Source organism: Hyphomicrobium sp. 2TAF46 (genome assembly GCF_052114865.1).
In the GTDB taxonomy this organism is placed as follows: Bacteria; Pseudomonadota; Alphaproteobacteria; order Rhizobiales; family Hyphomicrobiaceae; genus Hyphomicrobium_B.
Genome location: NZ_JBFRFO010000004.1, coordinates 311,514 through 333,950, shown reverse-complemented (window position 1 = coordinate 333,950; position 22,437 = coordinate 311,514). Strand labels below are relative to the sequence as shown.

The window sequence follows — 22,437 nt, the reverse complement described above, 5'->3', positions numbered from 1 at the left end:
TACTCAGCTGCACCCGCTCGTGCTGCCGCACGTGTCGCACTTCAGGCAGGTGCCGTTCCGCACCATCGTGAAGTTGTGGCACTCGCTGCACGAAACACCTTCATAGCCACGCAATTTCGCTTCCGAGACGCGCTGCTTGAAGAGCTCCGACTTCGTCAGAACCGGACCTGACGAAACCGCCGCGTGCAACTCTTCGCTCGCAACCGAGAGAGCGTTGGCGCCGTGCGTCAGCGTCTGCTCGACGTAGCGCGACGTCACATCGTAGCTCTCGCTTTGAACGGCGGCCGCACCAAGCGACGATGCCTTCGCTCCGGATACGTTCGTCGTCGTCCGGCTCGCGAGGCGAACGACCGGCGCGCCGCGCACGAGACCCTTCGACACCATCTTCGTCACGCTTTCCGGCAGATCGAACGCCAGCTGCTCGTCCGTCGTGTCGTCGCTAGAGCCGAGACCCGTCTCACCGACGATCTCGCGCGGATCGACGTGCGCGAGGTCGTGACGGCCGAGGTACGACACCGCCAATTCGCGGAAGATGTAGTCGAGGATCGACGTCGCGTTCTTGATCGTCTCGTTGCCCTGCACGAGGCCGGCCGGCTCGAAGCGCGTGAAGGTGAAGGCCTCCACGTATTCCTCCAGCGGCACGCCATATTGCAGACCGAGCGAGATGGCGATGGCGAAGTTGTTCATCAGCGAGCGGAAGGCGGCGCCTTCCTTGTGCATGTCGATGAAGATCTCGCCGACGCGGCCGTCATCGTATTCGCCGGTGCGCAGATAGACCTTGTGCCCGCCGACGGACGCTTTCTGCGTATAGCCCTTGCGCCGGCCCGGCAGCTTGTCGCGGCCCTGCGCCTTCTCCTTTTCGAGGTAGATGACGCGCTCGACGATCTTCTCGACGATCTTTTCCGTTACAGTTGCCGTGCGTGCCGCCATCGGCTGCGCCATCAGCGCGTCGGCGGCTTCCTCGGCATCCTCCACGTCGTCGCCCAGGATCTGGCTGTTCAACGGCTGCGAGAGCTTCGAGCCGTCGCGATAGAGCGCGTTGGCTTTAAGCGCCAGCTTCCACGACAGCATGTAGGACTGCTTGCAATCCTCGACTGTCGCGTCGTTCGGCATGTTGATCGTCTTCGAGATGGCGCCCGAGATGAACGGTTGCGACGCCGCCATCATGCGGATGTGGCTCTCGACCGACAGGTAGCGCTTGCCTTTCTTGCCGCACGGATTGGCGCAGTCGAACACCGGCAGATGCTCGGCTTTGAGATGCGGCGCACCTTCGAGCGTCATCGCTCCGCAGACGTGCTCGTTCGCAGCGTCGACGTCGTGCTTCGAAAAGCCGAGATGCGCGAAGAGATCGAATGACGGATCATTGAGCTTGTCGGCCGGAACGCCGAGTTTGCCGGTCATGAACTCGTCGCCGAGCGTCCAGCGGTTGAACACGAACTTGATGTCGAACGCCGTGCCGAGACCCTTCTCGATCTTGGCGAGCGCGTCATCGGTGAAGCCGCGGGCTTTGAGCGTCTGCGTGTTGATCGCAGGTGCTTGAGCAAGCGACCCGTGACCGACGGCGTAGACTTCGATCTCCGCAATCTGGTTTTCGCGATATCCGAGGGCGCGCAGCGCTTCCGGCACTGACTGGTTGATGATCTTGAAGTAGCCGCCGCCCGCGAGCTTCTTGAATTTGACGAGCGCGAAGTCGGGTTCGATGCCGGTCGTATCGCAGTCCATCACGAGGCCGATCGTGCCGGTCGGCGCGACGACGGTGGCCTGCGCGTTGCGATAGCCGTGCTCCTGGCCGAGTTCGAGGGCGCTGTCCCAGGCCCGCTTTGCAGCCTCTCCCAGGCGCTCGTCCTTCAACGACGCGTGGTCGAGCGGAACGGGTGCCGTTGCAAGCTTCTCGTAGAACTCCGATTCACCGTGCGCCGCGCGGCGATGGTTGCGCATCACCCGCAGCATGTCCTGCGCGTTCGGTTCGTATCCCGGGAACGGTCCGAGTTCCGCCGACATTTCCGCGCTCGTCGCGTAGGCGACACCGGTCATGATCGCGGAAATCGCGCCGCAGATCGCACGGCCCTCGGTCGAGTCGTAAGGAATGCCCGCCGACATCAGCAAGCCGCCGATGTTCGCGAAGCCAAGGCCGAGCGTGCGGTAACGGTAGGACAGTTCAGCAATCTGGCGCGACGGGAACTGCGCCATCAGCACCGAGATCTCGAGCACGATCGTCCACAGGCGGCAGCCGTGCTCGTAGGCTTCGATGTCGAACGACTTATCGTCCCGGCGGAAGCGCAGGAGATTGAGCGACGCGAGATTGCACGCCGTATCGTCGAGGAACATGTACTCCGAGCACGGATTCGAGGCGCGGATCGGCCCCGACTGCGGGCACGTGTGCCAGTCGTTGATCGTCGTGTGGAACTGGATGCCGGGATCGGCCGAGGCCCACGCTGCGAAGCCGATCTGCTCCCAGAGATCCTGGGCGCGGATGGTTTTCGTGATCTTGTCGTTGAGCCGGGCGCGAAGGTTCCACTCCTTGTCGTCGGCGACGGCATTGAGGAACTCGTCGGTGACGCGAACCGAGTTGTTCGAGTTCTGCCCGGCGACCGTCAGATAGGCCTCGCTGTCCCAGTCCGTGTCATAGGTGTCGAACGCGATATCCTTGTAACCCTGCTTGGCGAACTGGACGACGCGCAGGATGTAGTTCTGCGGAACGCCGTCGCGCTTGGCTTCGCGGATCGCGATCTTGAGCTTCGGATTTTTCGTCGGCTCGAAGCAGGCGTCGCCCTCGGCTTCGCAGTTGACGCAAGCCTTCATGACGGCCTTAAGCCGCTTCTGGCAGATCTTCGAACCGGTAACGAGGGCCGCAACCTTCTGCTCCTCGCGTACCTTCCAGGTGATGTATTCCTCGATATCCGGATGATCGACGTCGACGACGACCATCTTGGCCGCGCGGCGCGTCGTGCCGCCGGACTTGATGGCGCCCGCCGCACGGTCACCGATCTTCAGGAAGCTCATCAGGCCCGACGAGCGTCCGCCGCCCGACAGCTTTTCATTGGCGCCGCGGAGCGAGGAGAAGTTCGAACCCGTGCCGGAGCCGTATTTAAAGAGACGCGCCTCGCGGACCCAGAGATCCATGATGCCGCCCTCGTTGACGAGATCGTCGGCGACGGACTGGATGAAACAGGCGTGCGGCTGCGGATGCTCATAAGCGGACGACGAGTGGACCAGCTCACCCGTCTGATAATCGACATACATGTGTCCCTGGCCGGGGCCGTCGATGCCGTAGGCCCAGTGCAGGCCGGTGTTGAACCACTGTGGCGAGTTCGGCGCCGCCATCTGCATCGCGAGCATATAGCGAAGCTCGTCGAAGAAGGCCTGCGCATCGCTTTCGGACGTGAAGTAGCCGCCCTTCCAGCCCCAATAGGTCCATGTGCCGGCGAGGCGGTCGAACACCTGCCGCGCATCTGTCTCGCCGCCGAAGCGCTCATTCTCGGGAAGTTCGGCGAGCGCGGCTTCATCCGGAGCCGAGCGCCAGAGCCACGAGGGAACCTGCGTCTCTTCACAACGGCGCAAGCGACGCGCCACGCCGGCCTTGCGGAAGTATTTCTGAGCCAGAATGTCTGCTGCCACTTGGCTGAAGTGCTCGGGAACGTCGAAGCCAGCGAGCTTGAAAACGACAGAGCCGTCGGGATTCTTGATTTCGGAGGTCGCACGCCGGAACGGGATCGAGGCATAAGGCGAGTTTCCGGCTTCAGTGAAACGCCGTGTAATCTTCATAGGTAGGTGCCCCCGAGATTTCGCGGCAGACGGACCTTGGTCCACTTGCCGTATGGAATGGAACGCCTCGAATCGGACCCTGCTTTCCGATACTTGGCGGGATGACAACGCATGACTGACGCACACAAACGGGCCGAGTTCAGAGCGCACACCTCCTGCACCAGCGACGACGGTCGATGACCGCGATCTGCCGGCGTTTTGCCGACCACAAAGGTGTTTGATGGCGACGAGGTGCTCGTGCGCTACTCTGAACGCGACTGGAAAGAACGCTTGAAAACGGTTGGTCTCAACTCGGCGATAGCGCGATCCACAACTCCCCCTTCGGACCGTCGCACGTTCGCCGCACAGTCACAAAGCTAGGACGATTCGAGCCGCACGTCACGCATTCTGGGATATATATTGGGGTGGCAGAGGCAACAGAGCACTACATCTAGTGGTGTTAGCAACTTCCAGCGGGTCGCCCCAAATCCGGCGCAAACCCTTATGTTTCACCTTGATAAAATCGCGTCCGCCATGTGGACGAAGGTGAATGGAGCCGTTTTGCTCAGCCGACGGCCAAGAGCTTAGTGCGATTCCGCATCTCCGATGTTGCGCCACTGCATCGCCTCCCTACCGTCTGGACATGTGCACTGCAGAGCAGCTAAGTCCAACGCCAGCGGCGGCGAGAAAAAGGACCCTAAGGACATGAGCTTACTCAGCGAGATCTTCAGCTGGTGGGGCGGCAACACCTGGGGCACGAGATTCTTCACCTGGCGCAAAGGCAAGCTCGTCGGCCAGGACCAGTTCGGAAATCGCTATTTTGTGCAGAAGAGCGGCGTCGGCCCGCTTGGCGTTCCGGCGCGCTGGGTCATTTATCCGAAGCTCTCCGAGGCAAGCCAAGTGCCCCCCGAGTGGCACGGCTGGCTCCATTACACGGTTGATACGCTGCCGACCGACGAGCGCTATCAGCGGCGCCCCTGGGAGAAGCCGCATCAGATGAACCTGACCGGCACGCCGGGCGCATATCGTCCGAAAGGCTCGATCCTGGGCAAGGGCGAGCGCGCGAAGTCGACCAGCGATTATAAGGCCTGGAAGCCGCACTGATCGCGCCCATCGAAAATTCGCCCGTTTTGAGGCCCAAGCGATGGCCTCGCTGGGCAAGCGCCCCCAACTGGATTTTGAATTGAGAACGCCCTTGCTTTTGAAACTTGCGCCGAGCGTAGGGCCACTCCGGCGCAGAATGGCTGCCGTGTCGCTGCCGTTTATGCTCGCCGCCTTGACGAGCGTCGCATCGGTGCCCGCCCATGCCGATCGCATTGAAAATCAAGTCGCGGTCTTTTCCGCGCTCGACAAGGTTACGGCCCACATTTCGAAATTCGAAGTGGCGATCGGCCAGACGTCCGTCTTCGGTGCTTTGAAAATCACGCCCCGCGCCTGTTATTCTCGTCCGCCGACCGAAGAACCCAAGACCACGACATTCGTCGAGATCGACGAAACGCAGCTCGACGGTTCGGAAAAGCGGATCTTCACCGGCTGGATGTTCGCGGAAAGCCCCGGCATCTATGGCCTCGAGCATCCGACGTATGACGTCTGGCTGACGGAATGCAACAAACCGAGCCGGACCATCGCCGAACAGCCGCCCGCGGGTACGCCGCGCACCGTCACCGAAGCGCCTGCAGATGCGCCGGGTCAGGCTGCACCTGAGACGGGTTTTCAGGATAACGGCGACGCCGCCGCCGATCAGGATTTCCGCCGCCGCGTTCGCCGCTAGAACTGCCAGCGAACTCAGAGCCGCTTTCGCGAACCGTCCATCCTTGGTCAAATCGAATGGCGACTATCGCTGACCGTCACAAGGTCCGTGTGTCCAAAGCCTTTGGAATAGTCGAGAACGGAGATGACGGCTGGCGTGACGCGGAAAATGCAGATGTCTTCTGGCTTTGGCATTGCGAACGTTAGGCCAGCCTGCTGCGGATATTTATTTGGAAGCTTGGCCAGTACTTTCTCGGCCTCGCTTCGATCCGTGACCGCCTCCGCGCGTGCCGCCATCGATAGTCCTTCGATTTGCATGAGCTGGGATGCGTCGTGGCCTATCGTCAGCGACACGCGATTGTCATGCGCGAGATTTGCCGCTTTTTGACTGTCTTTTGCGCAAAGAAAATAGAGCAACAAGCCCTCGTTGACGTAGCCGACAGTGGTGGCCTGAGGCCAGCCGTCAGGCCTCACCGTCGCGACCGTCATGATCCTGTTCTGGTCGAGAAGATTCAGAATCTTTCGTCGGATGCCTTCATCCATAACGAGATCTCCATCGCGTGGCGCAGCCATAGCCATTACGCATACTTCGTGTTCAGGCGCAGCTTCTCACGCTCCGGCGATGCCCGACATGCTCTAGATCAAATGCCTTCGGACGTTGGCAGTTAGAACGCCGCCATCGTCATCCTCGGACGAGCGCGGCAAAGCCACGTCGAAGTCCGGGGATCCAACGTTAAGAGGGTTGAAGACGCAATATCGCGCCACCGGCGAGTCTAACGCTGGATTCCCGATCGGCCTCGCGCCGCTCGTCCGCTCGAGAATGACGAAGGCCGCTATTCCGCCAGTAGCTTGGCCACCTTCGGCGCGAAATACGTCAGCACGCCGGAAGCACCCGCGCGTTTGAACGCAAGCAGGCTCTCGAGCATCGTCTTGTCCGGATCGAGCCAGCCTTTTTCAAACGCCGCAGCGAGCATCGCGTACTCGCCCGACACCTGATAGGCGAACGTCGGCACGCCGAAAGTGTCCGATACGCGGCGCACGATGTCGAGATACGGCATGCCCGGCTTCACCATCACCATGTCCGCGCCTTCTTCGAGATCGATGGCGACCTCGCGCAAGGCTTCCTCGCTGTTCGCCGGGTCCATCTGATAGGTGCGCTTGTCCCCCTTCAGAAGCCCCGACGAGCCGACGGCATCCCGGAACGGACCATAGAACGCGGACGCGTACTTGGCCGCGTAGGACATGATCTGCGTGTGCTTGAAGCCCGCCGTTTCGAGCGCGCTGCGAATGACGCCGATGCGTCCGTCCATCATGTCGGACGGCGCGAGAACGTCGGCGCCCGCTTCCGCTTGCACGAGCGCTTGCTTGACGAGCGCCACGTTCGTCTCGTCGTTTGCGATTTCGTCGCCGATGAGCAAGCCGTCGTGTCCGTGGCTCGTGTAGGGATCGAGCGCGACGTCGAGAATGACGCCGAGATCGAGTTTCGCGGCCTTGATCGCGCGCGTAGCCCGGCAAACGAGATTGTCCGCATTGAACGCTTCGAGTGCGTCCTCGCTGCGCTTCTTCGGATCGGTGAACGGAAAGAGCGCGATCGCGGGAATGCCGAGATCGACCGCCTGGTTCGCGGCCTCCACGATCAGGTCGACGCTCAATCGTTCGACGCCGGGCATCGACGCGACAGGCATGCGCTGGGCCGTGCCATCGACGACGAACAGCGGCCAGATCAGGTCGCTCGCCGACAGCTGGTTCTCGGCGACGAGCCGGCGCGACCATGGTGTCTTGCGGTTGCGGCGCATGCGAATTGCCGGAAAACCGCCCGAAAGGAATTCGGGGCTCCCACCGCCGCCGTTATCGATGCTGCGGGCGGTCGTGCGCGTTCGGGAAGACATGAGCAAAGGTTCCTAGGCAGAAGGCGGCGACTTCCGGGCCGCCTGAAGTTCAGCCGAAATTCGGCCGACATTGGACACGAGCCGCGCTCCTGCGCAAGCCGCGCGATGCAGGGCAGGAATGCCGCCGAAGACATTAAAGCCGATGCTAATCCAATCCGACTTTCGCAGCTAATCGCAGATTTTGGTAAACTTCCGCTCCGCCATGTCGACGTGGAAATGGTTGCGGTGATCCGCGTTCGCTTCCGGCCCGAGCGTCGTTCCAAAAATCCGGCAGGCGGCCTTGTGCGCTTCGTGCAGGAAGGCCTGTACCTCGGCATCCGGAGCAGGGCTCGCAGCGAGCGCCACCTGCGCCGCCTTTTGCGCGAGAGCCCCCTTTTTGCCGGGCTTCACCACCGGCCCGCCCAATCTGTTCGGAACGGCCGCTTCGGACGTCGCCACAAGTTTGGCGCTTCCCGACGCCGGCACCCCTTCGATGATCGTCGAGCGTGCGAGTTCGGCAGCGGCAGCACCGGCCGTCAAAGGCACAGCCAGTGGCAACGCGGCTTGCACGGGATTGGCCGCGGTTCCCGTTCCCGCAGTCTTCGCGGCGGCCTCGTCTGCTGCGCGCTTCGCCGCCTCCGCTTCGGCCAGAATTTCCCGTTGCGGCTTGCCCCAGTCTTCCAGCACTTCGGCGGTCTTCGTCGTCGCGGTTATGAAGCCGCCGATATCGAGTGCATTCGCCAAGCCGTGCTCGCTGAGCTTCGTTTTCTTGCGCCCATACGCGTTGCGGCACGAATAGGAACTCATCGTCTCGATCGTGACGATTTCCGATTTGAGATGCTTGCGCGCGAGCGGCTGCACGTCGTTCTCGAACCATTGGGTGAGCGCTTCCGCGAGATCGCAAGTCACGATCGCCGGCGGCGACAACGCCACCTGCGGTTTCTCGCCGATGCTGACGAGTTCGACGGGGGCGGGCGCGCCGCACGCGCCTTCCTTGATCGGTTCATGCGGCAAGGCAACGGCGTGGATGCGCTTCAACACGATAGCGCAGTGTGCCTTGGCATCCGCGACCTCGGCCGCTGACCACGCGGGCGGCTTCGGTGCGGCTTCAGCCGAAGCTTTCGAATCGGCCTCCGGTTTGGCTTGCTCTCCGGGCTTTGCGCCGGCGTTTTGCGACGAATTGGCGTCCGTGTTTGGAGCAGGCTGCGCCGGCTTCGCGGAGTCTGCCGCCGTTTGAGAAGGCGATCCCGCCGCCTGTGCATCGGCCTTGCCGGCGCCGGATGTGGCATCTGGCGCCGGAGGCACAGCCTTTTGCTTCGCCTGAGCATCGCGAGCCGTGCCGGCGGCAAACAATGACAAAACCAAGATGGCCGCAGCGATGATGAGCCGGAAGCTCGATCGGTGGGTGCTGCCGTATGTGCGCGCGGGCGTCGTCATTTCTGTCTGTACATCCTTGGCGAGCGCTCTAAAAAGCCGGCAACAGGCCCATCCGGCACAGGGTTAATAGTTGCAGAATTCCTCTTGCAGGCCAAGGTGCTAACGAACCTCGGCTTGGGACGCGATTTCGATGCGGCGCAGATTTGCAGAGGGTAAGATGCAGCTTATAGCCGCAAAATATGGCGGGTTCAGATGAAACACGCCATAGCATCGCAACAATCATTCGAATCGTTGACGAAATCGTCGGGACGATACTTACAGAGCTTGCCGTGAACGAACAGAACATTGACCTCAGAACGGCCACGGCCGAGCAGCCGTTGAAGATCGTTGCCGCGCAGTCTCAGGCGCTGCAGACGTTCACGCTTGACCGGCCGAACGCTCTCAACGCCCTCGATGACGAGATGTGCCGGACGCTGGCGAGTATCCTCCCGCGCGTTGCTCGCAACCCCGACGTCTATATCGTGGCGCTGCTCTCGAACCATCCGCGGGCATTCTGCGCGGGCGGCGATGTCCGCGCGCTGTCGGCCGCTGCGAAGCGTGATATCGAGACGGCCAAGACCTACCTCCGCACGGAGTATTCGCTGAACTGGCTTCTCGAATGCTTTTCGAAGCCGACCGTGTCGTTCGTCAACGGGCTGTGCATGGGCTCCGGCGTGGGCCTGACCGCGTACAACACCCATCGGATTGCTGGCGAAGGCTTCAAGTGGGCAATGCCGGAAACGAAGATCGGACTTTTCCCGGATGTCGGAGTTAGCCGCGTCTTGGCGAAGATGCCCTGGCCCATTGGCATCTATCTGGGATTGACCGGCCGCACGATTGGCAGCGCAGACGCGCAATGGCTCGGCCTCGTTACCCATTGCATTTCGTCGACGCATTTTTCGGGCATTCTCGACAAATTGAAGGATGCCGAGCCGGTCGATCCGATGCTCGATGGTTTGCATGAAGTTCAACAGCCCGGCGATTTGCAGAAAGACAAGGGCCATATTATCGAGCATTTTTCCGAACCGACGCTCGAAGGTATTTTGCGATCGCTGACCAACGCCGAGGCCAAAGGATCGGAATGGGCGCGGAAAACGCTGGCGGATTTGGGCAAGTGCTCGCCGATATCACTGGAGATCACGGTCCGCCATATCCAGTCGGCGCTGTCGCTAGATATCCGGCAGACCCTCATCGAAGACTATCGCCTAGCGGTGCGGTGCCTGAAGGGCCACGACTTCCACGAAGGGGTTCGCGCGCTACTTATTGAAAAGGATGGCGATCCGTCGTGGAAACCCAAACGCTACGATGCGAGTATTGCAAGCGCAGTCGATGAATATTTTGCGCCATTGCCAGATGGTGAACTGGAATTGCCAACGAGATCAGAAATGCAGGCAGCACGCGTTTAAGTTTTACTGGCCGCGTTGCTTCGAATTCTCTTCGCTCCGTAAGGGAGAAATTTACCAATCTGGAATTTTTCGCCTGAGTTTTGGTTAAAAATTTATTCCAAAGACACCCCCCTACTATTCTTTTACTATATCTATTTAGCCGAAATTCAGGCCTCCGAGTTATCAATTTGTCAAAACCCGGGCCAACCGGGTGGCGTCAACATTTGTGAGGCAGGGTTATGAGTTTAGCGTACGATATGGCGCGTCACCGCGCGCCGGCCCAGGAAGAAGGGTTTCGCGGTGAGTATCTTCAGGCGCTCCGATTGATCGAGCGTCTGCACCGTCTCCTCCTCGACGTCATCAAGGACGAGTTTGACCGTCGCGGCGGAGCCGAGCTCAATAGCGTGCAGGCCTTGCTCCTCTACAACATCGGCGAGAGCGAGCTGACGGCTGGCGAGCTCAAGACGAGGGGTTACTACCTCGGGTCGAACGTGTCCTACAATCTGAAGAAGCTCGTCGACATGGGCTACATCCACTACAAGCGGTCCGATACGGATCGCCGGTCGGTGCGTGTCAGCCTGACCGACAAGGGCCTCGAAGCGCGGGACATCGTCAGCAAACTCTATCTTCGCCAGCTGGGCTCGGTGCAGACCGTCGGCGAAGTCTCCAATGAGGACGTCAAGGGCCTGAACAAGGCATTGGTGCGCCTCGAGCGTTTCTGGTCGGATCAGATCCGCTACCGGCTCTAATTACGGCTGACGCCAATAACCTGCTCTAAGCGCGGTCGCCGGACCGGCGCACGGGGACTTCTTTGCGAGATGCAGAGAAGTCCCTTTTTTGTTTTGTCCGTGTCCAAGTTGCCCGGACCCGCAGCTACCACATGTCAAATACTCCAAACTCAGATAGTCTGGCTCCAACGAAATTCGCAATCGCAAGCGTCGGGGGACGGCGGTGGACCTGGGGAAGCAGAAGTCTGGGGCAGCGGGCGGCCGTTCGCGCCGACGCCTCGCCAACATCCTGACCATTGGTTTCGTTGCATTATCGGCCGCCGGCGGGCTCGGCGGCGGCGCGTCGGCTCAGAGCTTAGGCTGGTTCAATTTCGGCCCGACCGGCAATGACGGCCCTTCCTATTCGACCAATCGCGCCGATCCGGATTTCGTCCGCGAATGGGAGGCGAATCCGCCGAAGGGGTACGCGACTCTCGCCAAAGCCAACATCGAAGCGACCAAAATGGCGGTTCGCCAGTACACGATGATCGTGGGGAAGGGCGGCTGGCCCCAAATTCCCGAGCCGGCGCCGAAGACGCTTCGCGACGATCTCATGCAGTACGGAACGACCCGTCCCGACGTTGCGCTGTTGCGTGCCCGCCTCGCAGCCTCCGGCGACCTCAGAAGCGCCAATACAACTTCGAATTACTTCGACAACGACGTCGAGAAGGCGCTGCAGCGGTTCCAGGCCTCGAACGGCCTGACGCCGACGGGGATCGCCGATAAACGGACAATCGTTGCTCTGAATGTGCCGGCGGATGTGCGCCTGAAGCAATTGAAGATCAACCTGACGCGCCTGCAGGAAGCCATCCCAACGACGTCGAAGCGATACGTCGTAGTCAATATTCCTGCGGCCCAGATCGAGGCCGTGGAGAATGGCGCGATCGTCGCCCGCTACGCCGGCGTCGTCGGCAAGCCCGAACGTCCGACGCCGCTTCTCAAGACGCCGATCACCGACTTGAATTTCAATCCGATGTGGCGGCTGCCGCCGACGGTTATTTCGGAAGACCTGATCCCGCGTGGGCGCGAGATGCAGAAGAAGGGCCAGAACGTCCTTGTGAAGTTCGGCATCGACGCCTACGCAGGCGGCAAGAAGGTCGACCCGCAAAGCATCAACTGGGAGAAGGTGACGCCGGGCACCTACACGTACAGCCAGCAGCCGGGCAAGGAGAACCCGCTCGGGTTCCTGAAGATCAATTTCGACAGCGCCCATTCCGTCTACATGCACGACACACCGTCAGATCGGATTTTCGGCCGCAACTTCCGTTCCGAAAGCTCGGGCTGCATCCGCGTCCACAACATCGAGAATCTGGCCGCCTGGCTGCTTGCCGACCAGAAGGGCTGGAATGCCGACCGCATCGCCCAGATCAAGGAGCAGGGCGAGCGGATGGACGTCCGCCTCAAAAAGCCCGTTCAATTGCTGTTCGTATATATCAGCGCCTGGGCGACGGAGGACGGCGTTGTCCAATTTCGGCGTGACATTTACCAGAAGGATGGTATCGGCGAGGTCGCATCATCCTATTAACTTCCCAATGGCAGCGTAGGGCTGGTGTGCGCCAGCCTCAACCCGGCTTGCTGCCGGGGGGCCGGCTGCCAAATTAAGGGGCTCGGCCAGACGAAAGTGCTCTCGGAGCCTGACCAAATTTTCATCACCTACGCGACGAAACGGCACTGGTCCTTTGGCGTCCCTGGGTTCATAAACGGACCAAAATAATGAATGCCGTGCTTATGGGAGCGGAAATCGACTGATGAATTACGAGCAGATGCTCTCAGAGGCCCTCGATACCGTAAAGCGCGAGGGGCGTTATCGGGTTTTCGCTGATGTGAAGCGTCGCCGCGGTGCGTTTCCCAAAGCCGATGTCGTCAAAGGCGAAGACGCAAAGCAGATAACCGTTTGGTGCTCCAACGATTATCTCGGTATGGGCCAGCACCCGAAGGTGCTCGCCGCAATGCACGAGGCGATCGATCTCGTCGGCGCCGGTTCCGGCGGCACGCGCAACATCGCCGGCACGACTCATTACCACGTCGAACTGGAACGCGAGCTTGCCGATCTCCACGGCAAGGAGATGGCACTTCTGTTCACCTCCGCCTTCGTCGCCAACGAAGCAGCCCTTTCGACGCTTGCTACGCTCTTCCCGGGCTGCGTGATCTTTTCCGACGAGAAGAACCACGCGTCGATGATCGCCGGCATCCGCAACGGCCGCGGACCGAAGCAGATCTTCGTCCACAACGACCTCGCCGATCTCGAAGAGCGGCTCAAGAAAGTGCCGCGCGATACGCCGAAGATCATTGCCTTTGAAAGCGTCTACTCGATGGACGGGCACATCGCTCCCATCGCCGCGATCTGCGATCTGGCGGAAAAGTACAACGCACTCACGTATCTCGATGAGGTGCACGCGGTTGGGCTCTATGGCCCGCGCGGCGGCGGCGTTGCTGAGCGCGAGGGCGTCATGCATCGCGTCGACATCATCAACGGCACGCTCGCCAAAGGCTTCGGCGTCATGGGCGGCTACATCGCGGCGTCACGGACGCTCTGCGACGCGATCCGTTCCTATGCCCCTGGCTTCATCTTCACGACCTCGTTGGCACCCGCAATCGCGGCCGGCGCAGTCGCGTCGATCCGGCATCTGAAGACGAGCAATGTCGAGCGTGAAATGCACCAGGAGCGCGCGCGCACGCTGAAGCGCCGCTTAGTAGCCGCTGACTTCCCCGTCATCTCAGGGCCGAGCCACATCGTGCCCGTGCTGGTGGCCGATCCGGTCCGCTGCAAGGCGCTGACGGACGTGCTGCTCGACCGCTACGGTATCTACGTTCAACCGATCAACTATCCGACGGTTCCGCGTGGCACCGAACGCCTGCGGCTGACGCCATCGCCTCAGCACACGGACGCCGATATGGAGCATCTCGTCGGTGCTCTTTCCGACCTCTGGTCTCAGTGCCCCTTGGCGCTGATGGAAAGCCTCGCGGAAGCGGCGGAGTAAGCCGGCCGCGATCGTCTCAGGTGCGCTGCAAAACCCCTTGCCCGCGCCTTTATTACGCGGGTTCGGATGGTGTTGAGCGCTGGCGTGAGAGCCCGTACTATGATTGAAACCGCGACCGGCCGGGCTTGCTCCAGGCTACCCGCCAGCGCTACAAAACACTTCCCAAAATAGAGGAAAGCCCATGTCGACTGCACCGGCCGCAGCAACTTCGCAGACCTCCCGCTTCTTCAAGGCGCACCTGTCCGAGACCGATCCTGAGGTCTTCAGCGCGATCCAGAAGGAATTCGGGCGTCAGCAGAACGAAATCGAGCTGATCGCTTCGGAAAACATCGTCTCCCAGGCCGTGCTCGACGCTGCAGGTTCGGTCCTCACGAACAAGTACGCCGAAGGCTACCCCGGCAAGCGCTATTACGGCGGCTGCCAGTACGTCGACATCGCCGAAGAGCTTGCGATCGATCGCGCCAAGAAGCTCTTCAACTGCGGCTTCGCCAACGTGCAGCCGAACTCGGGCTCGCAGGCGAACCAGGGCGTGTTCAATGCGCTCGCAAAGCCCGGCGACACCATCCTCGGCCTGTCGCTCGCAGCCGGCGGTCACTTGACACACGGCGCGACCGTCAACCAGTCGGGCAAGTGGTTCAACGCTGTCCACTACATGGTGAAGCCGGATACGCATCTCATCGACTTGGATGAAGTGCGGAAGCTCGCGCACGAACACAAGCCGCGCATCATCATCGCCGGTGGCTCGGCCTATCCCCGCAAGATCGACTTCGCTGCTTTCCGCGCGATCGCCGATGAAGTCGGCGCGCACTTCCTCGTCGACATGGCGCACTTCGCCGGTCTCGTTGCTGCCGGTCTCATCCCGAGCCCGTTCCCGCATGCGCACGTCGTCACCACCACGACGCACAAGACGCTCCGCGGTCCGCGTGGCGGCATGATCCTGACCAACGACGAAGAGATCGCGAAGAAGGTCAACTCGGCGATCTTCCCTGGCATCCAGGGCGGCCCGCTGATGCACGTCATCGCCGCGAAGGCCGTTGCCTTCGGTGAAGCGCTGCGTCCCGACTTCAAGGTCTACATCAAGGGCGTGATGGATAACGCCAAGGCGCTGGGCGAAGTGCTCGTCCAGAACGGCTTCGCGCTCGTCTCCGGCGGCACCGACACGCACGTCGTGCTCGTCGACCTCCGTCCGAAGAAGATCACCGGCAACAAGGCCGAGAAGTCGCTCGGCCGTGCGCACATCACCTGCAACAAGAACGGCATCCCGTTCGACCCCGAGAAGCCGATGGTGACGTCGGGTATCCGCTTGGGTTCGCCCGCCGGCACGACGCGCGGTTTCGGCGTCGCCGAGTTCCAGGAAGTCGGCCGCCTGATCACCGAGGTTCTCGAAGGGCTGGCGAAGAACGGCGAAGAGGGCAACGCCGAGGTCGAAGCCGCCGTCAAGGCGAAGGCGACGGCGCTCTGCCATCGCTTCCCGATCTACGCCTAAGTCGACGGCGCGAGTAAGATAAATTCAGAACAGGGCCGCGCAGCTTAAGCCGCGCGGCCCTGTCATTTCAGCTAATAATCATGCGCTTTTCCAGCGCGCGGCCGCCTCGGCAACACGCGCCCCGAACTGTTCCGCTGTCTGCCTGTCGTGCTGGGGTGGCGCAACGTCCGGACCTTCGTCCGCATTTGCCTGGGTCATAAGACCGAGAAATGATCCGAGTCTGTTAATGCTGGCTGGAGACCCGGATTTCGTATTGTAACCCGGCATCATTCCTGTACCGACCCAGACCATCCCGTGTTGAGCGGCAAATATTGAGAATTGCGTAAGCGTTGAAAGTTTATCGCCCGACCAGCTGGCCGAATTCGTGAAACCAGCAGCGATCTTATCTTTCCATCCCCGCACTGCCCAAACTTTCGATGAAGCGTCCATGAACTGCTTCATGCCGGCCGAAGCGGTGCCCATGTAGGTTGGCGCTCCAAAGACGATGGCGTCCGCGTCAGCAAGTTCGGCCCAAGGTCCGGCATCTGGCGCAACGAGGTCGTCCGCTTTGTAGATTCGTGCTGTCGTACCTGGCACGGCTTCGGCGCCTTTCGCCACGTGCTGAGCGACTACGGCGGTATGGCCGTACCCTGAGTGATAAACTACGGCAACATTGGTCATGAACCATTCTCCGCTCTTGCGAGATCCCGCTGCCGGATATACGAGATAGGAACTGGTGGTAAAGTACGCACCTTTTAGTAACTAGGGTGGCAAATGCTCGGCACAAATCCCCTGAAGCGGTTCAAGGAAGAAGCAGAGAAGCAGGGCGCGCTCGCTGCAAACATCTATGCGGAAGCCTGTCCGTCGCGTGCGCTACTTGAACTCGTCGCAGACAAATGGACGCTTCTCATCATGCCCGCTTTACGGCGCGGTCCCATGCGCAACGGTGACCTGATGCGGTTGATAGGCGGTGTTTCGCAGAAGATGTTGACGCAGACGCTGCGGACGCTTGAAAGCAATGGGCTTGTTCGGCGCATCGATCATATGGAAGTGCCACCTCGCGTTGAATACGAGCTGACGGAATTGGGGCGTTCTCTTGCTGATACGATACGCAAGCTCGATTCGTGGGTCGAAGTTCATATCGACGAGGTCCACACGGCGCGTGAGGAATTCGAAAAGCGGGAGCGCGTCAGGAATCGGTAACCAGTCTTCCCGTGTCGAGGCGCCCAAGCCAATTCATCCATGTGAATTCGGTTCACAAGCGTGCTTCCATAAGGGATAACGCGCGGCCACGTGCTATACGATTCATGTGCTGCCACGAGGAGCTGAAGGATGCGCTGTCCATTTTGCGGAAGCGAGGATAGCCAGGTCAAAGACAGCCGGCCGTCGGATGAAAATTCGGCGATCCGCCGGAGGCGCATCTGCGCCGATTGTGGTGGCCGCTTCACGACTTTCGAGCGCGTTCAGCTTCGCGAATTGACCGTCCTCAAGCGTTCGGGCCGCAAGGTCCTGTTCGATCGCGATAAGCTCTTGAAATCCATCTCGGTCGCGATGCGCAAGCGTCCGTTCGAGCAGGAGCGGATTGACAGGCTCGTTTCCGGCCTCGTGCGCCAACTCGAAAGTTCGGGCGAAACGGAAATTACGTCTGCCGAGATTGGTGAACTCGTCATGGCGGCCTTGCGCGAACTCGATCCTGTCGCGTATGTGCGCTTCGCGTCCGTGTATCGCGATTTTCGCGACGCTGCGGATTTTCACGCGGTTCTCCGTGAGCTGGCGAGCAATGCCCACGATCCGCTCGATTTGACAGAACGGTTCGGAACGCCCTCCCTCGACGAGATCACGATCCAGAAGAAGCACTGAGCAGGTATGTCGAGTCCCCGAGGTTGTGCGTTCGACGACGAGATGATGGCAGTCGCGCTGCGTATGGCCGAGCGCGGGCTTGGCGCAACCTGGCCGAATCCATCCGTCGGCGCCGTCATCGCGAATGAACAGACGGGCGAGCTGATCGCGCGTGCACGGACCGCCAATCGCGGCCGTCCGCACGCCGAGACGACTGCGATCGCAACGGCAGGCGACAAGGCGCGGGGCGCAACCATCTACGTCACGCTCGAACCCTGTTCGCACTACGGCCAGACGGGCCCCTGCGCCGACGCAATTGTTGCTTCAGGATTGAAGCGCGCCGTCGTTGCCATCGAAGATCCCGATCCGCGCGTCGCCGGTCGCGGTCTCGACCGGTTGCGGGACGCCGGCATCGAAGTCGTTCGCGGCGTCGGCGCAGCCAAAGCGCGGTGGATCACGCGCGGCCACGTCGTTCGCATCACCGAGCGCCGGCCGTTCGTCTCGCTGAAGCTCGCACTCGATGCAAATGGCGATATCGCCCGGGGTTCCGGTACTCAACCCGTCTGGGTGACGGGCGAAAGATCGCGCGCTCACGCCATGGTGCTGCGAAGCGAGTTCGACGCCATCCTTGTCGGAGCTGCAACCGTCAGGGACGACGATCCGGAATTGACGTGCCGGCTGCCGGGCCTCTTCGATCGCTCGCCGGTGCGCGTCGTTCTATCACGCTCGCTCGATCTTCCGGTCGAAGCCAAGCTCTTTCAAAGCGCCGCGAAAGTACCCGTTTGGCTGCTGACGGGCCACGGCGGCGATGCGGATAAGAAAAGCGCGATCGCCGCAAGCGGCACGGACATCATCGAATCCGGCGTCGTCGGCAACACCCTTTGGCTACCTTCGATCATGGAAGCGCTCGTCGCGCGCGGCATCACGCGATTGCTCGTCGAAGGCGGCCCTGCGATCTGGCGTTCCTTCGCGAACGCGTCGCTCGCCGACGAGATCGTTCTTTACATGGCAGGGAAGCCCACCGACGTTGACGCGCAGAATGCAGTCGCGCGCTGGCTCGGCCCCCTCGGCACAACGGTCGTTGAGCGGCGGGCAATCGGCACCGACACGATGTGGCGGCTTCACCGCCTCGCGGACAAGGCCTAGCGGACAAGGCCCAGCTGACAAGGAAGGACGCTGATCAGATGTTTACCGGGTTGATTACCGATGTCGGCGAGGTGATCGCCAGATCGCCTGGCGGCTTTACTTTGAAAACGGCCTATAGGCTCAAGCCGGAAGAAACCGGTCTTTCGATCTGCTGCGACGGCGTCTGTCTGACCGCGACCGCCATCAAGCCGCTTGCCGATGGCGCCGAATTTACCGTCGACGTTTCGAACGAGACGTTGGCCAAAAGCACGCTCGATAAGTGGCAACCTGGCCGGCGCGTCAATTTGGAACGGTCGTTGCGGGCCGGCGACGAGCTCGGGGGCCACATCGTCTCTGGCCACGTGGACGGTATCGCCAAAATCATCGCCATCACCAGCGACGGCGAAAGCAAACGCTTTCTTTTGGAGGCGCCCGAGCATCTTTCCCGCTATATAGCCCCCAAGGGGTCCGTGGCGTTGGACGGCACCTCGCTGACCGTCAACGAGGTTGCGGAAGCCCGTTTTGGCGTCAATCTCATTCCGCACAGCTTGACGGTTACGACGTGGGGCGCGAAAACCCCCGGCGATCTGGTCAATCTGGAAGTCGATGTGTTCGCGCGCTACGTCGCGCGCCTGATGGAGTTTCGCCCATGATGACGGGCTCGACGAATTTGCAGTCCACTCACAGCGGTAGCGCGCTCTCGCCGATCGAGGAGATTGTCGAGGAGATGCAGAACGGCCGTATGGTCATTCTCGTCGATGCCGAGGATCGCGAAAACGAAGGCGATCTCATCATCCCGGCGCAAATGGCGACGCCCGACGCCATCAACTTCATGGCCAAGCACGGCCGCGGATTGATCTGCCTCGCGTTGACCGCGGCTCGCGCCAAGGATCTCAATCTCGATTTCATGGTGCGCTCGAACGGCTCGCGCAACCGCACGGCCTTCACGCAATCGATCGAAGCGCGCGAAGGCATCTCGACAGGCATCTCGGCATTCGATAGGGCGCGCACGATCGCGACCGCCATCGATCCGTCGAAAGGCGCGGCCGACATCGTCTCGCCGGGCCACGTTTTCCCCCTCATCGCGCGCGATGGCGGCGTCCTCGTCCGGGCTGGTCACACCGAAGCATCGATCGATCTCGCGAAGCTCGCAGGCCTCACGCCGGCCGCCGTCATCTGCGAAGTGATGAACGAAGACGGCACGATGGCGCGCATGGCCGATCTTGCCCGCTTCGCCAAGGTTCACGGTCTAAAGATCGGCGCCATCGAGGATCTGATCGCCTATCGCCTTAAGAACGATCGCATCGTGAAGCGAGTCGCGCAAACGCCGGTCGAGACGACGAGCGCCGGCAACTTTGATCTTTACGTCTACGAGACGACGGTCGAATGCGGAGAGCATCTGGCGCTCGTCAAAGGCAATGTTGGGAAGGGCGGCCCGGTCCTGGTGCGCGTCCACGCCGTCAACGTGCTGCACGACGTGCTCGACATCAATGGCCACGGCGAGACCGGTTCCGTCGTCGAACAGTCGATGCGCGCCATCGAAGCCGAGGGCCGCGGCGTCATCGTCCTCATTCGTGACTTGCGTCCCAAATCCGTGTCTGATTGGGTGACGCGGAGAAACACCCCCGGCGCTCTCGCGGACCTGAGCAAGGAACGGCGCCAAGTCGAAATCGGCGTCGGCTCGCAGATCCTCGCCGATCTTGGCGTCAAGGACATGGTGCTTCTCACGACATCGCCGCAGCACGTCTACGTCGGCCTCGAAGCATTCGGGCTGCGTGTGACCGGAACAAGAAAAATCGAGTAGCTCGACACATGGTTCAGAAAGCCCCAGGAGCGGCGCGGGAAGATAATGGCGCGGCTCCCATTCGCGCGCATATCCTTCTCATCGAAGCGCGTTTCTACACCGACATTGCCGATCTGCTCATCGAAGGGGCGATTGCCGAGTGCACCAAACGCGGCGCGACCTACGAGCGGATTGCCGTTCCGGGCGCGCTTGAAATTCCGCAGGTGCTGTCCGCAGCAGCGGAGGCTCGGGAGGCCGGACGAACGGCGTTCGATGGTGCGGTCGCTCTCGGTTGCGTTATTCGCGGAGATACGGGCCACTATGATATCGTCTGCAACAATGCGAACCATTGGCTGATGGATGTGGCCGTGCGCCAGAACGTTCCGGTCGGCAATGCCATTCTCACCGTCGAAACGCGCGAGCAGGCGTTGGTGCGCGCTGAAGGCGGTATTGCCGGTAAGGGCGGTGACGCCGCCCGCGCGTGCTTGCGATTGATCGAGACGAAGCGCGCTTTCTGGGGAACGCCGGCATGACCGCCAAAGGCAAGTCAAAGCTGGCGGAAATTACGCCGCGGACGGCAGCGCGGATCGCGGCCGTGCAGGCGCTTTATCAAATGGACATGGCTGGCACGGACGTCAACGACGTCATCGCCGAGTTCATCGAACAGCGTTTTGAAGGCGATAATCGCGACGAGGTCCTGGCGATCGCGGACCGGGTTTTCTTTGCCGACATTTTGCGGGCGGTTCTGCGTCGTCAGCGCGAGATCGATCCGATGGTGGACGAGCAGCTCGCGACCGGCTGGAGCCTCGTGCGCGTCGATTCCATTCTGCGCGCGATCCTGCGCGGCGGGGTTGCCGAGCTTCTTGACCGTGACGACGTTCCGGCGCGCGTCGCCATAAACGAATACGTCAACGTCGCGCACGTCTTCTTCTCAGAAGACGAGCCGCGAGTCGTAAACGGCGTGCTGGACAAGATCGCGCGACGGGTTCGGGGCCACGAATTCGTAAGGCGGGTAACGCCATCCTGAAGATGTAAGCGCGCGAGCGCTGGGCTTGGAAAAGATGCCGCCATCGCACGCCGCAGAACCAGGAACCGCGGGCCGGATCGAAAGCGAAACCGATCTCATCCAGACCTATTTGGCGCCCCTCGCTGCCGGCGTGCCAGGCGCATTCGGACTTCGCGATGACGCGGGATTGATCTCCCCCGAGCCAGGTACCGATCTCGTCGTCAGCAGCGACCCCATCATTGCCGGCGTACACTTTTTCCCGCATGACGCTCCGGAGGACGTCGCCTGGAAGGCGCTCGCCGTCAACGCTTCCGACATGGCTGCGAAGGGCGCGACGCCGCTCACCTATATTCTGACGCTCGCTCTGTCCGAGGCGCCAGCCCGCGACTGGATGGCGAGATTTTCGGAAGGCCTGAAAAAAGCGCAGGACAGCTTCGGCTGCCGTCTTTTGGGCGGCGATACGGATCGGACGCCCGGTCCCCTCTCGATCGGCATCACGATGCTGGGCTCGGTGCCTGCTGGCAAATTCGTCCACCGTCAGGGTGCCCGAAGCGGAGACCATGTCTTTGTAACGGGAACCATCGGCGACTCGGCGCTGGGGCTCGCCGTTCGCAACGATCCGTCGGCCTTCGAAAAGGTCCTTAGCGATGAAGAACGCGCATTCGTGCTCGACCGCTATCTCCGTCCGCGACCCCGGCTGGCGCTCGCCCGAACCCTCCGGGATCACGCCTCGGCCGCGCTCGATATTTCCGATGGCCTTGTGAAGGATCTTGCCCGGCTCGCCGGACCGTCGGGAATTTCTCTCGAGCTGGATACCGTTCCGGTCTCGCAGGCCGTTTCAACGGCGCTTGCCCATGACGCAGGTCACGCCCGGCTCGTCCTCGCAGGAGGGGACGACTACGAACTCATTGTCGCAGTTCCGCCAGGCTCCGTGGCAGACTTCACACGCGGCGCGGAGATGGCGGGAATCGCCATCGCGCAGATCGGCATCCTTGAAGCCGGTCGGCCGCTCGAAATACGGGATGCGAACGGAACGCCCGTGGACGTCAAGCGGTTTGGTTACGACCACTTTGGCGGGTAAGTCGCGCAGCCTCGAGCACCAGATGATGAGCGGCAAGTGCGCAACACAGACCTGCATTTTGGTGTCTGTCTGCGACGGGTTCGCTTTGCTAGATCGTCACTGTTTGGCCATATGCGTGATGGCAGTTAAGTGGCTGAAAAGGCACGTATGCTGCCGTATAGATGAACACTGTCGAAATTCAAAAGCGTGCCGCGCGGAATTTTTATAACTGGTACGCATCGTTTTACG

Annotated in this window: 20 protein-coding genes; 15 read left to right on the top strand and 5 right to left on the bottom strand. The window is 61.3% G+C overall.

Going from position 1 to position 22,437, the window contains the following annotated elements:
- Nucleotides 1-3: 3 nt before the first annotated feature.
- Complete coding sequence (locus AB4Z24_RS11005; RefSeq protein ID WP_441708218.1) at nucleotides 4-3,765, bottom strand: vitamin B12-dependent ribonucleotide reductase; 3,762 nt, start codon at nucleotides 3,763-3,765, stop codon at nucleotides 4-6.
- A 684-nt stretch (nucleotides 3,766-4,449) separates the two neighbouring features.
- Here AB4Z24_RS11005 and AB4Z24_RS11000 point away from each other — a divergent pair.
- Both AB4Z24_RS11000 and AB4Z24_RS10995 read left to right on the top strand, forming a co-directional pair.
- Nucleotides 4,450-4,848: an NADH:ubiquinone oxidoreductase subunit NDUFA12 gene (locus AB4Z24_RS11000; protein WP_441708217.1), complete on the top strand. Its 399-nt coding sequence runs from the start codon at nucleotides 4,450-4,452 to the stop codon at nucleotides 4,846-4,848.
- Between the two features lie 136 nt (nucleotides 4,849-4,984).
- Nucleotides 4,985-5,515, top strand: a complete 531-nt coding sequence (locus AB4Z24_RS10995; RefSeq protein ID WP_441708290.1) for a DUF2155 domain-containing protein — start codon at nucleotides 4,985-4,987, stop codon at nucleotides 5,513-5,515.
- A gap of 47 nt (nucleotides 5,516-5,562) precedes the next feature.
- Here the strand turns inward: AB4Z24_RS10995 and AB4Z24_RS10990 are convergent, their stop codons facing one another.
- The 3 genes from AB4Z24_RS10990 to AB4Z24_RS10980 form a co-directional block, all read right to left on the bottom strand.
- Nucleotides 5,563-6,036: a pyridoxamine 5'-phosphate oxidase family protein gene (locus tag AB4Z24_RS10990; RefSeq protein WP_441708216.1), complete on the bottom strand. Its 474-nt coding sequence runs from the start codon at nucleotides 6,034-6,036 to the stop codon at nucleotides 5,563-5,565.
- A gap of 290 nt (nucleotides 6,037-6,326) precedes the next feature.
- On the bottom strand, nucleotides 6,327-7,382 hold the full coding sequence (gene hemB, locus AB4Z24_RS10985) for a porphobilinogen synthase (protein ID WP_441708215.1): 1,056 nt from the start codon (nucleotides 7,380-7,382) through the stop codon (nucleotides 6,327-6,329).
- Nucleotides 7,383-7,550: 168 nt separating this feature from the next.
- Nucleotides 7,551-8,798, bottom strand: a complete 1,248-nt coding sequence (locus AB4Z24_RS10980) for an extensin family protein (RefSeq protein ID WP_441708214.1) — start codon at nucleotides 8,796-8,798, stop codon at nucleotides 7,551-7,553.
- A gap of 269 nt (nucleotides 8,799-9,067) precedes the next feature.
- Here AB4Z24_RS10980 and AB4Z24_RS10975 point away from each other — a divergent pair, with 269 nt between their 5' ends.
- From AB4Z24_RS10975 to glyA, 5 genes are all read left to right on the top strand, one after another.
- Nucleotides 9,068-10,183 carry an enoyl-CoA hydratase/isomerase family protein gene (locus AB4Z24_RS10975; protein ID WP_441708213.1) on the top strand — a complete coding sequence of 372 codons (1,116 nt, stop codon included), beginning with the start codon at nucleotides 9,068-9,070 and terminating at the stop codon, nucleotides 10,181-10,183.
- A gap of 218 nt (nucleotides 10,184-10,401) precedes the next feature.
- Entirely contained in the window at nucleotides 10,402-10,911 is a 510-nt protein-coding gene (gene ldtR, locus AB4Z24_RS10970) for a transcriptional regulator LdtR (RefSeq protein WP_092867414.1), read from the top strand.
- Between the two features lie 202 nt (nucleotides 10,912-11,113).
- Nucleotides 11,114-12,454: a L,D-transpeptidase family protein gene (locus AB4Z24_RS10965; RefSeq protein ID WP_441708212.1), complete on the top strand. Its 1,341-nt coding sequence runs from the start codon at nucleotides 11,114-11,116 to the stop codon at nucleotides 12,452-12,454.
- A 223-nt stretch (nucleotides 12,455-12,677) separates the two neighbouring features.
- Nucleotides 12,678-13,910 carry a 5-aminolevulinate synthase gene (gene hemA, locus AB4Z24_RS10960; protein WP_290990817.1) on the top strand — a complete coding sequence of 411 codons (1,233 nt, stop codon included), beginning with the start codon at nucleotides 12,678-12,680 and terminating at the stop codon, nucleotides 13,908-13,910.
- Nucleotides 13,911-14,091: 181 nt separating this feature from the next.
- Complete coding sequence (gene glyA / locus AB4Z24_RS10955; protein WP_441708211.1) at nucleotides 14,092-15,396, top strand: serine hydroxymethyltransferase; 1,305 nt, start codon at nucleotides 14,092-14,094, stop codon at nucleotides 15,394-15,396.
- 78 nt (nucleotides 15,397-15,474) lie between these two features.
- Here glyA and AB4Z24_RS10950 read toward each other — a convergent pair whose 3' ends face one another.
- Nucleotides 15,475-16,056, bottom strand: a complete 582-nt coding sequence (locus AB4Z24_RS10950) for a flavodoxin family protein (protein WP_441708210.1) — start codon at nucleotides 16,054-16,056, stop codon at nucleotides 15,475-15,477.
- A 93-nt stretch (nucleotides 16,057-16,149) separates the two neighbouring features.
- Here AB4Z24_RS10950 and AB4Z24_RS10945 point away from each other — a divergent pair, with 93 nt between their 5' ends.
- The 8 genes from AB4Z24_RS10945 (at nucleotide 16,150) to thiL (ending at nucleotide 22,209) form a co-directional block, all read left to right on the top strand.
- Nucleotides 16,150-16,578, top strand: coding sequence for a winged helix-turn-helix transcriptional regulator (locus AB4Z24_RS10945; RefSeq protein ID WP_441708209.1), 429 nt, complete (start codon nucleotides 16,150-16,152; stop codon nucleotides 16,576-16,578).
- Nucleotides 16,579-16,707: 129 nt separating this feature from the next.
- Nucleotides 16,708-17,235: a transcriptional regulator NrdR gene (gene nrdR / locus AB4Z24_RS10940; RefSeq protein WP_441708208.1), complete on the top strand. Its 528-nt coding sequence runs from the start codon at nucleotides 16,708-16,710 to the stop codon at nucleotides 17,233-17,235.
- Nucleotides 17,236-17,241: 6 nt separating this feature from the next.
- A complete protein-coding gene (gene ribD, locus AB4Z24_RS10935) occupies nucleotides 17,242-18,360 on the top strand; it encodes a bifunctional diaminohydroxyphosphoribosylaminopyrimidine deaminase/5-amino-6-(5-phosphoribosylamino)uracil reductase RibD (RefSeq protein ID WP_441708207.1) in 1,119 nt (372 codons plus the stop codon).
- Nucleotides 18,361-18,398: 38 nt separating this feature from the next.
- On the top strand, nucleotides 18,399-18,992 hold the full coding sequence (locus tag AB4Z24_RS10930; RefSeq protein ID WP_441708206.1) for a riboflavin synthase: 594 nt from the start codon (nucleotides 18,399-18,401) through the stop codon (nucleotides 18,990-18,992).
- A complete protein-coding gene (gene ribB / locus AB4Z24_RS10925; RefSeq protein WP_441708289.1) occupies nucleotides 18,992-20,143 on the top strand; it encodes a 3,4-dihydroxy-2-butanone-4-phosphate synthase in 1,152 nt (383 codons plus the stop codon). Before AB4Z24_RS10930 ends, ribB begins: the two co-directional genes overlap by 1 nt.
- An 8-nt stretch (nucleotides 20,144-20,151) precedes the next feature.
- On the top strand, nucleotides 20,152-20,655 hold the full coding sequence (ribH, locus tag AB4Z24_RS10920; RefSeq protein WP_441708205.1) for a 6,7-dimethyl-8-ribityllumazine synthase: 504 nt from the start codon (nucleotides 20,152-20,154) through the stop codon (nucleotides 20,653-20,655).
- Nucleotides 20,652-21,149 carry a transcription antitermination factor NusB gene (nusB, locus tag AB4Z24_RS10915; protein WP_441708204.1) on the top strand — a complete coding sequence of 166 codons (498 nt, stop codon included), beginning with the start codon at nucleotides 20,652-20,654 and terminating at the stop codon, nucleotides 21,147-21,149. The genes ribH and nusB overlap by 4 nt, the downstream gene beginning before the upstream one ends.
- Nucleotides 21,150-21,183: 34 nt before the next feature.
- Nucleotides 21,184-22,209, top strand: coding sequence for a thiamine-phosphate kinase (thiL, locus tag AB4Z24_RS10910; protein WP_441708288.1), 1,026 nt, complete (start codon nucleotides 21,184-21,186; stop codon nucleotides 22,207-22,209).
- The last annotated feature ends 228 nt before the right edge of the window (nucleotides 22,210-22,437 follow it).